This window comes from Polaribacter sp. (genome assembly GCF_965656025.1).
In the GTDB taxonomy this organism is placed as follows: domain Bacteria; phylum Bacteroidota; class Bacteroidia; order Flavobacteriales; family Flavobacteriaceae; genus Polaribacter.
Genome location: NZ_CBFHJT010000045.1, coordinates 1 through 13,257, shown reverse-complemented (window position 1 = coordinate 13,257; position 13,257 = coordinate 1). Strand labels below are relative to the sequence as shown.

15 protein-coding genes and 1 riboswitch are annotated in these 13,257 nt (G+C 32.0%); all 15 genes read left to right on the top strand.

The window, feature by feature from the left end; genetic code table 11:
* On the top strand, window positions 1-245 hold a 245-nt coding region (locus tag ACTG3S_RS09535; RefSeq protein ID WP_439129132.1), incomplete at its 5' end, for a PLP-dependent transferase.
* A gap of 28 nt (window positions 246-273) precedes the next feature.
* Entirely contained in the window at window positions 274-687 is a 414-nt protein-coding gene (locus ACTG3S_RS09530) for an RrF2 family transcriptional regulator (protein ID WP_439129131.1), read from the top strand.
* Between the two features lie 212 nt (window positions 688-899).
* Entirely contained in the window at window positions 900-1,163 is a 264-nt protein-coding gene (locus tag ACTG3S_RS09525) for a DUF2061 domain-containing protein (protein WP_439129130.1), read from the top strand.
* Window positions 1,163-1,777, top strand: coding sequence for a phosphoadenosine phosphosulfate reductase domain-containing protein (locus ACTG3S_RS09520; RefSeq protein WP_439129129.1), 615 nt, complete (start codon window positions 1,163-1,165; stop codon window positions 1,775-1,777). Before ACTG3S_RS09525 ends, ACTG3S_RS09520 begins: the two co-directional genes overlap by 1 nt.
* Before the next feature lie 11 nt (window positions 1,778-1,788).
* Window positions 1,789-2,694, top strand: a complete 906-nt coding sequence (cysD, locus tag ACTG3S_RS09515) for a sulfate adenylyltransferase subunit CysD (RefSeq protein ID WP_439129128.1) — start codon at window positions 1,789-1,791, stop codon at window positions 2,692-2,694.
* Between the two features lie 80 nt (window positions 2,695-2,774).
* On the top strand, window positions 2,775-4,022 hold the full coding sequence (locus ACTG3S_RS09510; RefSeq protein WP_439129127.1) for a sulfate adenylyltransferase subunit 1: 1,248 nt from the start codon (window positions 2,775-2,777) through the stop codon (window positions 4,020-4,022).
* 14 nt (window positions 4,023-4,036) lie between these two features.
* Entirely contained in the window at window positions 4,037-6,142 is a 2,106-nt protein-coding gene (locus ACTG3S_RS09505; RefSeq protein WP_439129126.1) for a HEPN domain-containing protein, read from the top strand.
* Window positions 6,143-6,147: 5 nt separating this feature from the next.
* Window positions 6,148-6,918, top strand: coding sequence for a uroporphyrinogen-III C-methyltransferase (gene cobA, locus ACTG3S_RS09500; RefSeq protein WP_439129125.1), 771 nt, complete (start codon window positions 6,148-6,150; stop codon window positions 6,916-6,918).
* Between the two features lie 10 nt (window positions 6,919-6,928).
* Window positions 6,929-7,504, top strand: coding sequence for a precorrin-2 dehydrogenase/sirohydrochlorin ferrochelatase family protein (locus ACTG3S_RS09495; protein WP_439129124.1), 576 nt, complete (start codon window positions 6,929-6,931; stop codon window positions 7,502-7,504).
* 41 nt (window positions 7,505-7,545) lie between these two features.
* The gene (locus tag ACTG3S_RS09490) at window positions 7,546-8,601 is read left to right on the top strand and encodes an NAD(P)/FAD-dependent oxidoreductase (RefSeq protein WP_439129123.1); all 1,056 of its coding nucleotides are present in this window, start codon (window positions 7,546-7,548) and stop codon (window positions 8,599-8,601) included.
* Window positions 8,602-8,989: 388 nt separating this feature from the next.
* Window positions 8,990-9,319, top strand: coding sequence for a 2Fe-2S iron-sulfur cluster-binding protein (locus ACTG3S_RS09485; RefSeq protein WP_439129122.1), 330 nt, complete (start codon window positions 8,990-8,992; stop codon window positions 9,317-9,319).
* Between the two features lie 5 nt (window positions 9,320-9,324).
* Entirely contained in the window at window positions 9,325-10,080 is a 756-nt protein-coding gene (gene epsC, locus ACTG3S_RS09480; RefSeq protein WP_439129121.1) for a serine O-acetyltransferase EpsC, read from the top strand.
* A 5-nt stretch (window positions 10,081-10,085) separates the two neighbouring features.
* Window positions 10,086-10,973, top strand: a complete 888-nt coding sequence (gene cysM, locus ACTG3S_RS09475; RefSeq protein ID WP_439129120.1) for a cysteine synthase CysM — start codon at window positions 10,086-10,088, stop codon at window positions 10,971-10,973.
* Between the two features lie 82 nt (window positions 10,974-11,055).
* A riboswitch (SAM riboswitch) is annotated at window positions 11,056-11,226 on the top strand.
* Between the two features lie 49 nt (window positions 11,227-11,275).
* Window positions 11,276-12,295 carry a homocysteine S-methyltransferase family protein gene (locus tag ACTG3S_RS09470; RefSeq protein ID WP_439129119.1) on the top strand — a complete coding sequence of 340 codons (1,020 nt, stop codon included), beginning with the start codon at window positions 11,276-11,278 and terminating at the stop codon, window positions 12,293-12,295.
* 15 nt (window positions 12,296-12,310) lie between these two features.
* Window positions 12,311-13,257: dihydropteroate synthase (locus tag ACTG3S_RS09465; protein ID WP_439129118.1), on the top strand; the 947-nt coding region annotated here is incomplete at its 3' end.

Genomic DNA, 13,257 nt, shown 5'->3' with positions numbered 1-13,257 from the left:
TTGAATTAAAAGGAGGTATAGAAGCAGGTAAAAAATTTTTAAACAATATTAAAATGTGTTCCTTATCTGCAAACTTAGGAGACACTAGAACTATAGTTACACATCCATCCTCTACAACGCATGGTAGACTTTCTGAAGAAGATAGACTAGAAGTAGGGATTACAAAAGGCTTGGTTAGGGTTTCTGTAGGTTTAGAAAATGTTGCAGATATTATTGCAGATTTAGAGCAGGCTCTAAATGCCTAAATAATTTTAATTTGCGTATTTTTGAAATATGCTTTCTAAAAAAACAAAATACGGTATTAAGGCACTTACTTTTCTAGCGAGACAAGAAAATAAAGAACCTGTGCAAATTGCTACTATATCTAAAAGTGAAAATATCTCCTTAAAATTTTTAGAAAGTATTCTACTTACTCTAAAAAAAAACGGGATTTTAGGTTCTAAAAAAGGAAAAGGTGGTGGCTACTATCTTTTAAAAGATTCCTCAGAAATTCAAATGACAACTGTAATGAGAATTTTAGAAGGCCCCATCTCTATGGTACCTTGTGTAAGTTTAAATTTTTATGAAAAATGTGATGATTGTCCAAATGAAAACGCCTGTTCGGTGCACAAATTAATGTTGCAAGTTAGAGATAGTACATTACAGATTTTTAGACATACTACTTTGGCAGATTTATGTATGTGCTAATTTTAAATGTTTAAAGAACTTCTTTTTATTCCATAATTTTTCTTTTCTCCCTTTTTAAAATTCATAATAAAACAGCTCTTTCTTTATTAATCTATTAAATCTATAGGGTAATTATAAATTAATTTAATTTTAAACATGTTTCCTCCATTTTATGCAGTATGTTTGTAATCCCTATTAATTAAGTAGGGTATTTGAATTATTATTAATTATTTATGATTTTAGATCAAATCATTTTTAGTAAAAAAGCACAAGGCAAAGGTTTTGAAGATGATAGAGGTTCTGAAAAACCTTTGCGAAGTGTTTTGAAAGCTTTGAGTTGGAGGGTTATTGGAACGTTAGATACCTTAGTGGTTTCTTATGTTTTAACAGGAGAAATTGCACTGGCAACTTCTATTGCTTCTATAGATTTTTTAACAAAATTAGTATTGTATTTCTTTCATGAAAGAATTTGGAATAAAATAAAATGGGGAAAATAATGAACTTGAATATTGAAGAAGTAAATGAATTTTTATCAGATAAAAATCCGTTAGATATTGTAAAATGGGCAGTTTCAATAGCAGAAAATCCGGTAGTTACTACAAATTTTAGGCCTTATGAAGTTGCCATTTTAAACGCAGTTACAGAAGTAAAACAGGATATAAAAGTTATTTGGTGCGATACTGGTTACAACACAGTACAAACTTATAAACATGCAGAAGAAATTATCGAAAAACTGAATTTAAACATCCAATTGTATGTGCCAAAGCAAACAGTGGCTCATAGAAATGTGGTATTGGGTGTACCCTCAATTGATGATAAAAAACACGCTCTTTTTACAAAACAAGTAAAATTAGAACCTTTCACTAGAGCTATAAAAGAACATCAACCAGATGTTTGGTTTACCAACTTAAGAAAAGGACAAACAGCATTTAGAAATAGTATCAATATTGTATCACAAAGTAAAGATGGTATTATTAAAGTAAGTCCTTTCTACAATTGGTCAGAAAAAGACTTAGATACTTATTTAGAGCAATATAATTTACCAAATGAGTTCACTTATTTCGACCCAACAAAAGTAGAAAGTAATAGAGAATGTGGTTTGCATATCTAAAAAACATGATTATGAATCAAAGAACAATACAAGTAGATGCTTTAGAAAGCGAAGCCATATATATTTTTAGAGAAGTAGTGGCTCAATTTGAAAAACCTGTATTACTTTTTTCTGGAGGAAAAGACAGTATTACACTGGTAAGATTAGCACAAAAAGCTTTTTATCCTGCAAAAATCCCTTTCCCTTTAATGCATATAGATACAGGGCACAATTTTCCGGAAACTATAAAATTTAGAGATGATTTAGTAAGAGAATTAGGTGTAGAATTAATAGTAAGAAACGTACAAGATAACATTGATAATGGTAGCGTAAAAGAAGAAACTGGCAGATATGCAAGTAGAAATATCTTACAAACAGAGACATTGTTAGATGCTATAGAAGAGTTTGGTTTTGATGCTTGTATTGGCGGTGCAAGAAGAGATGAAGAAAAAGCAAGAGCCAAAGAACGTATTTTTTCTGTTAGAGATGATTTTGGTCAATGGGACGAAAAAAATCAACGTCCAGAATTGTTTGATATGTTAAACGGAAAAATAGATTTAGGACAAAATGTACGTGTTTTCCCTATTTCAAATTGGACAGAGTTAGACGTTTGGTCTTACATCCAAAAAGAAAATATCAAAATTCCATCCATCTATTTTGCTCACAAAAGAAAAACATTTTTAAGAGATGGTTTAATCTGGTCTGCAGATGATGCTGTTGTTTATAGAGATAAAGAAGAAGAAGTGGTAGAAAGAATGGTACGTTTTAGAACGGTTGGTGATATGAGTTGTACAGCCGCAGTTTTATCTGATGCTGTAGATATTGTAAAAGTTGTGGAAGAAATTAGAGATTCCTCCATTTCAGAAAGAGGAGCAAGAATAGATGACAAACGATCTGAAGCAGCTATGGAAAAACGCAAACAACAGGGGTATTTTTAAAATTATAGTTTTCGGTTTTTAGTAGATGGTTCATATTAAATAACCATCATTCATTAACCAATAACAACAAACCAAAAAGAATGAACGTATTAAAAATAGCAACCGCAGGAAGTGTAGATGATGGTAAAAGTACCTTAATAGGACGTTTATTATACGATACAAAATCACTAACAGATGATAAGTTAGAGGCTATAAAAGAAAAAAGTAAACAAAGGGGTTTTGATTATTTAGATTTTTCTCTGGCGACAGATGGTTTAGTTGCAGAGCGCGAACAGGGAATTACCATAGACGTTGCACACATTTACTTTTCAACAAGAAAAAAAAGTTTCATTATTGCAGATGCACCAGGTCATATAGAATATACAAGAAATATGGTTACTGGCGCTTCAACCGCACATGCTTCTATTGTTTTAATTGATGCAAGAAATGGAGTTGTAGAGCAAACATACCGTCATTTTTTTATCAATAATTTATTACGAATTAAAGATGTGGTAATTGCCATTAATAAAATGGATTTGGTCGACTTTTCTGAAGAAAAGTATAATATCATCAAAGGAGAAATAGAGTATTTAGCTAGTAAAAGCGGATATAAAAATCAGAATTTAACTTTTATTCCTTTGTCTGCTTTACAAGGCGATAATGTTGTAGAAAAATCTGAAAATATGCCATGGTACAAAGGCGAAACTTTATTGCATCATTTAGAAAGGTTGGATGCAGAAGATATTAATGAAATTTCAGAAACACGTTTTCCTGTGCAAACTGTTATTAGACCTAAAACTTCTGAATATCATGATTTTAGAGGTTATGCAGGTAAAATTTATGGAGGCAATTTGTCTATTGGAGATGCCATTACAGTATTGCCATCAAAAACAAAATCAACCATAAAAAGTATTCATTTTTTTGAAGATGAGTATGTTACTGCAAAAAGCGGAAGTTCTGTAACCATCACATTATCAGATAATGTAAACGTAAGTAGAGGAGATATGCTGGTAAAAACAAATGAAGAACCCACAGTTACCAAACAACTAAATGCTACCATTTGTTGGATGGATAAAGAACCTTTACAAGCATCACAAAAATATTACATCAAACATGGTGTAAATGATGCGCAAGCAAAAATAACCCAATTAAATAGCATTATAAAAACAGATTTTTCAGGAAAATTAGAAAATCCTTCAGCGTTAGAATTAAACCAAATTGGTGATGTTCAGTTAAAGTTGAGTAAGCCATTATCAGTAGATACTTACAATCAGAATAAATCGAATGGTGCATTTATTTTAATCAATCCAAAAACAAACAATACAGTTGGTGTTGGTTTTATCCGATAAATAAAAAAGAGAATATGCAAAGTTTTAGAACCGAAATAGAAAATCCAGTTGTAGAAAAAGATATTATTGAATTAGCAGATAAAATTGCTGCATTTAATAACCTACAAATTGATGAAGAAAAATTTAGAAGCTTACGTTTAGCAAGAGGTGTGTATGGTCAACGTCAGCAAGGTGTTCAAATGATTCGTATCAAATTACCTTATGGTAAGGTTAAAAGCAATCAGTTAAAAAGAATTGCAGCAGTTTCAGATGAATATTCAAGAGGAAGATTACATATTACAACACGTCAAGATATTCAAATACACTATGTAGATTTGAACAGAACGCCACAATTATGGGCAGAATTGGAACGAGATAAAGTAACCTTAAGAGAAGCCTGTGGAAATACGGTTAGAAATGTAACCGCTTCAGAAACAGCAGGTATAGATGTAAACGAACCATTTGATGTTTCTCCATATGCTGATGCACTTTTCAAGTTTTTTTTAAGAAACCCTATTTGTCAAGAAATGGGCCGAAAATTTAAAGTTTCTTTTTCATCTTCCGATGAAGATACAGGACTTTCTTATATGCACGATTTAGGTTTTATCGCCAAAATAGAAAATGGTGTTCGAGGTTTTAAAGTGATGCTTGGTGGCGGTTTAGGATCGCAACCAAGACATGCCGATTTGTTTTATGATTTTTTACCAAGTGATAAAGTAATTCCTTTAATGGAAGGTGTTTTAAGAATTTTTGACAGATATGGAGAGCGTAAAAGTAGAGCCAAAGCAAGGATGAAATTCTTAATAAAAGACATTGGTTTAGATGCTTTTAAAGAATTGGTAGAGAAAGAACAAAAAGCAATTGAATTCAAATCAGTAGAAATTGATGCGGATGCTTATGAAACTTCAAAACCTGTTGATGTAAACGAAATACCAAAAGCAGAAATTAAAAATCAGCAAGCATTTGAAACTTGGAAATTAACCAATGTAGTTCCTCAAAAACAAGCAGGTTTTGTTGCTATCGGTATTAAAGTTTTATTAGGTGATTTTTATACAGACAAAGCAAGATTATTAGCTGATTTAGTTGAAAATTATGCAGCTGGAGAAATTAGATTATCGCTACGTCAAAATATTTTAATTCCTTTTGTAAAAGAAGCATTCGTTCCTTTCCTTTATCAAGAATTAGAAAAATTAGGTTTTGTAGAGGCGGGTTATAATAAAGCAGTAGATATTACTGCTTGTCCAGGAACTGATACTTGTAATTTAGGTATTGCAAGTAGCACAGGGATTGCAGAAGAATTAGAAAGAGTTATAGCTGCAGAATATCCTCAATATTTAAAAAATGAAGATTTAATCATTAAAATAAGTGGTTGTATGAACGCTTGTGGGCAGCATAATATGGCAAATATTGGCTTTCAAGGTATGTCTGTTCGTACACCAGAAAAGTTAGTAGCTCCAGCTTTACAAGTACTTTTAGGTGGTGGAAATTTAGGTGATGGGAATGGAATTTTTGCAGATAAAGTAGTAAAAGTTCCCAGCAGAAGAGGTCCAGAAGCTTTACGTAGAATTTTAAATGATTTTGAAGCAAACGCAAACGGAAAGAAATTTGTAGATTATTATAAAATAACAGGCGAGCGTTATTTTTATGATTTGTTAAATGATTTACAAGATGTTACCAACTTAACCCAAGAAGATTTTATTGATTGGGGAACCAATGAAGAATATGTAAAAGAAATCGGAATTGGAGAATGTGCAGGTGTTGTTATCGATTTAATTGCAACTTTATTTTTAGAAAGCGAAGAGAAAATTGAAAACGCAAAAGAAGCTTTTGTAAACAAAGTATATTCAAATGCTATTTATCATACCTATAGTTCTTTAGTAAACTCTGCAAAAGCATTGTTGTTGGCAGAAAATATCAAAACAAATTCACAAGCAAACATTATTAAATTGTTTGATGCCCATTTTATCGATACTAAAAAACTTGATATAGGAACTTCATTTTCTGATTTCATTTATCAAATAAATAAATACGCGCCAAAAGAAGAGTTTGCAAAAAAATATATAAAAGATGCTGAGTATTTTTTACAACAAGTAAGAGCTTTTAGAACACAAGAAACAGCAACCAAAACAACTGTAAATTAGTAAGTATGATTTTTAAAAACCCCAAATTAACAGTAGTTGGTGCAGGTCCTGGAGATGTAGATTTAATCACCTTAAAAGCAATAAAAGTTCTAAAATCTGCAGATGTTGTTTTATATGATGCTTTGGTAAATGAAGAATTATTAGATTTTATCAACCCTAAAGCAGAACTTGTTTTTGTAGGAAAAAGAAGAGGTTGTTACAGATATCAACAAGAACAAATTAACGATTTAATTGTAGCCAGAGCAAAATCAAAAGGTCACGTAGTACGTTTAAAAGGTGGTGATCCGTTTATTTTTGGACGTGGAGCAGAAGAAATGGAATTTGCTGTAAAACATGGTCTAGAAACAGCGATGGTTCCTGGTATTTCATCTTCTTTAGCTGTACCTGCATATCAAAATATACCTTTAACAAAAAGAGGAAGTGCAGAAAGTTTTTGGGTAATAACGGGTACAACCAAAGATCATAAACTCTCTAAAGATGTAGCTTTAGCCTCAAAATCTAATGCAACTGTTGTTATTTTAATGGGAATGGGAAAATTACCAGAAATTGTCAACCTCTTTCAAAAAGAAGGAAAAAACGATTTGCCAATAGCTATTATTCAAGATGGAACTACAATTAGAGAAAAAATTGGAATAGGTACAGTAGATACTATTTTAAAAGTTGTAGAAACTCAAGAATTAAGCAACCCTGCTATTATTGTTTTAGGCGAAGTTGTAAATCATAGAGCAGATTTACTAGATGTAAAACAGCAATATTCTAAAGAGTTGGCGTTATAATTTTAAGTTGATGGAAAGAAATAATTTATATCCTATTTTTTTAAAATCAAAAAATCTAAACTTTCTAATTGTTGGCGGAGGTTTTGTGGCTGAAGAAAAACTAACATTTTTATTAAAATCGAGCACAGATGCAAAAGTAACCATGGTATCTCCAATGTTTAGAGAGGATACTATTGAATTGGCAAAAAAAGGATGTGTCACATTAGTTAAAGATACATATCAAAAAAAATATTTACAAGGTAGACATATTGTAGTGGCTACAACAGATATACCAGAAGTAAATGTGCAAGTTTGGAAAGATTGTAGAGCAGAAGCGAAACTAGTAAATGTAGCTGATAATCCACCCTATTGCGATTTTTATATGGGCGGAATTGTAACCAAGGGAAATGTAAAAGTAGCCATTTCTACCAACGGAAAATCACCCACAACCGCCAAAAGATTGCGTCAGTTTTTTGAAGATGTAATTCCAGAAAATGTAGATGATTTGGTTAAAAATTTAAATGAATATAGAAAAACAATCAAAGGAAACTTTGAAGAAAAAGTAGAAAAACTAAACGAGTTTACAAAAAGTTTGGTAGAAAAATAAAAACGGCTAAAAGCAAATAGCTAAAAGCAAATTTAAAAAAAATGATTACAACAGACATACTAATTATCGGTGCAGGACCCACAGGATTATTTACCGTTTTTGAAGCAGGTTTATTAAAATTAAAGTGTCATTTAATAGATGCTTTGCCACAACCAGGAGGCCAGTGTTCAGAAATATACCCAAAAAAACCAATATATGACATTCCTGCATATCCAGAAATTTTAGCAGGAGACTTAACAAAAAATTTACTTGAGCAAATCAAGCAATTTGAACCTGGTTTTACTTTAGGAGAAAGAGCAGAAACTATAGATAAATTAGAAGATGGTACTTTTATAGTTACTACAAATAAAGGTACAAAACATCATGCAAAAGTAGTAGCAATTGCGGGTGGTTTAGGTTCTTTTGAACCGAGAAAACCATTGTTAGAAAACCTTGCAAAATTTGAAGATTATGGTGTAGAGTATATCATAAAAGAGCCAGAATTTTACAGAAATAAAAAAGTAGTAATTTCTGGTGGTGGAGACTCTGCTTTAGATTGGGCTATTTTCTTGTCTGATGTTGCCTCAGAAGTAACTTTAATTCATAGAAGAAACGAATTTAGAGGTGCTTTAGATTCTGTAGAAAAAGTTCAAGAATTAAAAAACTTAGGCAAAATAAATCTTATAACTCCAGCAGAAGTAAAAGCTGTTTTAGGTACAGATAAGGTAACTGGTGTTGTTGTAGAAAAAAAAGGAGAAGATTCTTTTATAATCGACACAGATCATTTTATCCCGCTTTTTGGCTTATCACCAAAATTAGGGCCAATTGGTAACTGGGGCTTAGAAATAGAAAAAAATGCCATCAAAGTAAATAATGCATTAGATTATCAAACCAATATTCCAGGTATTTATGCCATTGGCGATGTAAACACCTATCCTGGAAAATTAAAATTAATTTTATGCGGTTTTCACGAAGCTACATTAATGTGTCAAAGTGCCTATAAAAGAATTTTTCCAGACAAAAAATACGTAATGAAATATACCACAGTTGGTGGTGTAGATGGTTTTGATGGTACAAGAAAAGAAGCACCAAAAGCAGTTGTAAAAGCAATTCAATAAATAAACTCCTGCAAGGTTTCCAAAACCTTGTAGATTTAAATAGAAGAATTATTAGAAGCTATTTCCAGCTTTCAGCACTCGCTTTTTTTATGCTGAATTTATTTCAGTAGCTGTTCATATTTAAAGGTTATTTTTTTACTATTTAAAATACTAAATAAAGTTTAGAATAAAAAAGAGCTCAAACAGATGCTTCAATCTGGGCTAAACTTGTTTGAAACAAAACGCTTTATTACAGCCAATAGCAAATTTAAAAGCATAAAGAAGAAACAGCTTTTAAAAACTTAAAAGTTTAAAACCTTAAATTGTTAGGATTACTTAACTTTGTAGACTCAATAACGAGAAGAAGAATATACGAATAGCTAAATACTAAAGTCCAACAAATAAAAAGATGCAAGACATCAATATAAAAATAACAGACAGAAATGGCGTAACACATGATGTAGTTGCACCAACAGACATGGCAATGAACTTAATGGAAGTGGTTCGTTCTTACGAATTGGCAGAAGAAGGAACCATTGGTATTTGTGGCGGAATGGCAATGTGTGCATCTTGTCAATGTTATGTAAAATCTGATCACGAATTACCAGAAATGACAGATGATGAAGATGCAATGTTAGCAGAAGCATTTCATGTAGAAGATAACAGTAGGTTGGGTTGTCAGATTCAAATGACTCCAGAAATTAACGGACTAGAAGTAGAATTGGCACCAGAATCTTAAACTGTATGAAAGAAGTAGTAGAAAATACTCTCCTAAAAAATTATAGTATGTGTTTAAGAGACGCTGTAAAAGTTTTTACAAAAGCACTAATTAATGGTTTGTTTGATGAGACTTATCAGAAAGAACATGGTGCAAAAACAAAAAATAAATTCTTTAAAATTTTAGAGAGATTAGAAGTTGATAACGAAAACTGTTCTTGGGCTGCTTTTGAAAATGCATTTCCTGAAATTAGAAAAAAATTAGATTTAGATGCGCTAGCTGCTTTAAATAGAGATCCTGCCGCAAAAAGTTTACGAGAAATTTATTTAGCATATCCAGGTTTTTATGCAATTGCAGTGTACAGGTTAAGCAATCAATTATTAAAACAAGAAATTCCTGTTTTACCAAGAATGATGAGTGAGTTTGCGCATAGTACAACAGGTACAGATATACATCCTGGTGCCGAAATTGGAGACTCTTTTTTTATAGATCATGCAACAGGAATTGTAATTGGTGAAACTACCATAATTAAAGATAATGTAACCATTTTTCAAGGGGTAACTTTAGGCGGAATTCAAGTTAAAAAAAATATGGCATCTACTAAAAGACATCCAACCATAGAAAACAATGTTGTCATTTATGCAAATGCAACAATTTTAGGTGGCGATGTTGTTGTTGGAGAAAACTCTGTAATTGGCGCTAATGTATGTGTAACAGAATCAATTTCAAAAAACTCAGTGGTTACAGTACAAGCAGAAAATAAAATCTTTCAAAGAAAATAAATCACATGAAAACAAAAAGTATCATAGATTTTGTTGGTAACACACCTTTGGTGGAAGCTCAAAATATTTTTAAAAAAGAAGGTGTAACCTTGTTATTAAAATTAGAAGGAAATAATCCTGGTGGTAGCGTAAAAGATAGAGCTGCTTACAATATGATTTCTGAAGCTTTAAAAAGAAATAATATTAAAAAAGGTGATACTTTGGTAGAAGCAACCAGTGGTAATACAGGTATTGCATTGGCTTTAATGGCAAAAGTTTTGGGAGTAAATATGGTCTTGGTAATGCCAGAAAACTCAACCATAGAAAGAGTAAAAACCATGAGAGCTTATGGTGCAAAAGTGCATTTAACTCCGCAAGAATTAGGTATGGAAGGTTCTATAGATTTTGCTTTAAAATTAAAATATAAAAAAGGTTATTTTAGACTAAATCAGTTTGATAACACAGACAACTCAAAAGCACATTACAAAACAACTGGACCAGAAATTTGGAGAGATACAGAAGGTAAAGTAACACATTTTGTTGCTGCAATGGGTACTACAGGAACTATTATGGGGGTTTCAGATTTTTTAAAAGAAAAAAATAAAGACATTACCATTGTAGGCGCTCAACCTAAAAACGGAGCTAAAATACCAGGTATTAGAAAATGGCCAGAAGAATATTTGCCAGCAATTTTTAATAGAAATAAAGTGGATGAAGTCATAGAAGTAAGCGAACAAGAAGCCATCACAATGACAAAAAGATTGGCAACCGAAGAAGGTATTTTTGCAGGTATGAGTAGTGGTGGATCTATAGCTACTGCGATTAAAGTTGCAGAAAAGTTAGACAAAGGTGTGGTAGTTGCAATAGTCTGTGATAGAGGAGATCGTTATTTATCATCTTCACTTTTTGAATAAGTATAGTTTTTTAAACTATAAAAGTCTACAAATAAAAAAATAATCCGTTTATTTGCAGTATAGTTCATAATCTTATTAATTTACGTTATCACGAAAGGCAGAGGGATTAGACCCATTGAAGCCTTGGCAACCCTTGCCCTGAAGAAGTTCAGGGTCTTTTATAATTTTAAACAATAATTATAAAAGATTTTGAATAGAATTCAATGCATAGAAGGTGCTACATTCTACAAACTTTAGGTTTGAAAGATAACAGCGAAAAATATACCTTTCCTGATGACATATATTGATAAAAACATCAAAGAATGTCAAACATATACAAAGCTTTACAAGAAAGAATTTTAGTATTAGATGGTGCCATGGGTACTATGCTACAAGCCTATAAATTTACTGAAGAAGATTTTAGAGGCGAACGCTTTAAAGATTACCCTACACCTTTACAAGGAAATAATGATTTATTGTCAATTACACAGCCAGAGGCTATCAAAACCATTCATGGTAAATATTTTGAAGTAGGTGCTGATATTGTAGAAACCAATACATTCTCTGGAACTACAATTGCAATGGCAGATTATCAAATGGAAGACTTGGTGTATGAATTAAACTACCAATCTGCAAAAATAGCCAAAGAAGTTGCTGATGAATTTACAGCAAAAGAGCCTCACAAACCACGTTTTGTAGCAGGTTCTATGGGGCCAACGAACAGAACTGCAAGTATGTCTCCAGATGTAAACGATCCAGGATACAGAGCAGTAACTTTTGATCAATTAAGAATCGCATACAAGCAACAAGCAGAAGCTTTGTTGGATGGTGGTGCTGACTTATTATTGGTTGAAACTGTGTTTGATACCTTAAATGCAAAAGCAGCTTTGTTTGCTATAGAAGAGGTAAAAGAGGAACGAAATATAGAAGTTCCTGTAATGTTAAGTGGAACCATTACAGATGCTTCAGGTAGAACATTATCAGGTCAAACAGCAGAAGCTTTTTTAATTTCTGTCTCTCATATTCCATTATTATCAGTAGGATTTAATTGTGCTTTAGGGGCCAATTTGTTACAACCACATTTAGAAGCAATCGCCAATAAAACAGATTTTGCAATTTCTGCACACCCAAATGCAGGTTTGCCAAATGCATTCGGAGAGTATGATGAAACTCCAGAAGAAATGGGCGAGCAAATTGAAGAATATTTAAAGAAAAACTTAATTAATATAATTGGAGGGTGTTGTGGCACCAGTCCAGAACATATAAAAGTAATTGCAAATATTGCTAAAAAATACAAACCACGTAACGCTGTCACTTTGAGAGCAGTCGAAAGGTCTTATTAAAATGATAGAAAGAAGATGAAAGTGAAACAAACAAAATACATGCGCCTGTCAGGATTAGAACCTTTAGTTCTAAACGAAAACAGCAATTTTATCAACGTTGGAGAACGAACAAATGTAGCTGGTTCACGTAAATTTTTACGCTTAATCAAAGAAGAAAAATTTGATGAAGCTTTAGATATTGCACGTCATCAAGTAGATGGTGGAGCACAAATTATCGACATTAATTTTGATGATGGTTTAATTGAAGGAAAAGAAGCGATGGTTCGTTTTCTAAATTTAATTGCAGCAGAACCTGATATTTGTAGAGTACCAATAATGATTGATAGTTCTAAATGGGAAATCATTGAAGCAGGATTACAAGTTGTTCAAGGAAAATGCGTGGTAAACTCTATTTCATTAAAAGAAGGAGAAGAAAAATTTATTTGGGAAGCAACGCAAATAAAACGTTATGGAGCAGCTGTAATTGTTATGGCTTTTGATGAGGTAGGGCAAGCAGATAATTACGAACGAAGAATAGAAATTGCAAAACGTTCTTATGATGTTTTAGTAAATAAAGTAAACTTTCCATCAGAAGATATTATATTCGATTTAAACATTTTTCCTGTTGCAACAGGTATGGATGAACACAAAAGAAACGCCATCGATTTTATTGAAGCTACAAAATGGGTAAGAGAAAATTTACCCAATGTTTCTGTCAGTGGAGGTGTAAGTAATGTGTCATTTTCATTCAGAGGAAACAATGGTGTTCGTGAAGCAATGCATTCTGTATTCTTATATCATGCTATTCAAAATGGTATGAATATGGGAATTGTAAATCCTGCAATGTTAGAGGTTTATGATGATATTCCTAAGGATTTATTAGAACATGTAGAAGATGTTATTTTAAACAGAAGAGAAGATGCTACAGAACGTTTACTCGATTTTGCAGAAACTGTAAAAGGTTCTAAAAAAGCAGCTGGAGC

Excerpts from the sequence above, each read along its gene's own strand:
- ACTG3S_RS09530 (WP_439129131.1), top strand. The coding sequence starts at position 274 with ATGCTTTCTAAAAAAACAAAATACGGTATTAAGGCACTTACTTTTCTA.
- ACTG3S_RS09525 (WP_439129130.1), top strand. The coding sequence starts at position 900 with ATGATTTTAGATCAAATCATTTTTAGTAAAAAAGCACAAGGCAAAGGT.
- ACTG3S_RS09520 (WP_439129129.1), top strand. The coding sequence starts at position 1,163 with ATGAACTTGAATATTGAAGAAGTAAATGAATTTTTATCAGATAAAAAT.
- cysD (WP_439129128.1), top strand. The coding sequence starts at position 1,789 with ATGAATCAAAGAACAATACAAGTAGATGCTTTAGAAAGCGAAGCCATA.
- ACTG3S_RS09510 (WP_439129127.1), top strand. The coding sequence starts at position 2,775 with ATGAACGTATTAAAAATAGCAACCGCAGGAAGTGTAGATGATGGTAAA.
- ACTG3S_RS09505 (WP_439129126.1), top strand. The coding sequence starts at position 4,037 with ATGCAAAGTTTTAGAACCGAAATAGAAAATCCAGTTGTAGAAAAAGAT.
- cobA (WP_439129125.1), top strand. The coding sequence starts at position 6,148 with ATGATTTTTAAAAACCCCAAATTAACAGTAGTTGGTGCAGGTCCTGGA.
- ACTG3S_RS09495 (WP_439129124.1), top strand. The coding sequence starts at position 6,929 with ATGGAAAGAAATAATTTATATCCTATTTTTTTAAAATCAAAAAATCTA.
- ACTG3S_RS09490 (WP_439129123.1), top strand. The coding sequence starts at position 7,546 with ATGATTACAACAGACATACTAATTATCGGTGCAGGACCCACAGGATTA.
- ACTG3S_RS09485 (WP_439129122.1), top strand. The coding sequence starts at position 8,990 with ATGCAAGACATCAATATAAAAATAACAGACAGAAATGGCGTAACACAT.
- epsC (WP_439129121.1), top strand. The coding sequence starts at position 9,325 with ATGAAAGAAGTAGTAGAAAATACTCTCCTAAAAAATTATAGTATGTGT.
- cysM (WP_439129120.1), top strand. The coding sequence starts at position 10,086 with ATGAAAACAAAAAGTATCATAGATTTTGTTGGTAACACACCTTTGGTG.
- ACTG3S_RS09470 (WP_439129119.1), top strand. The coding sequence starts at position 11,276 with ATGTCAAACATATACAAAGCTTTACAAGAAAGAATTTTAGTATTAGAT.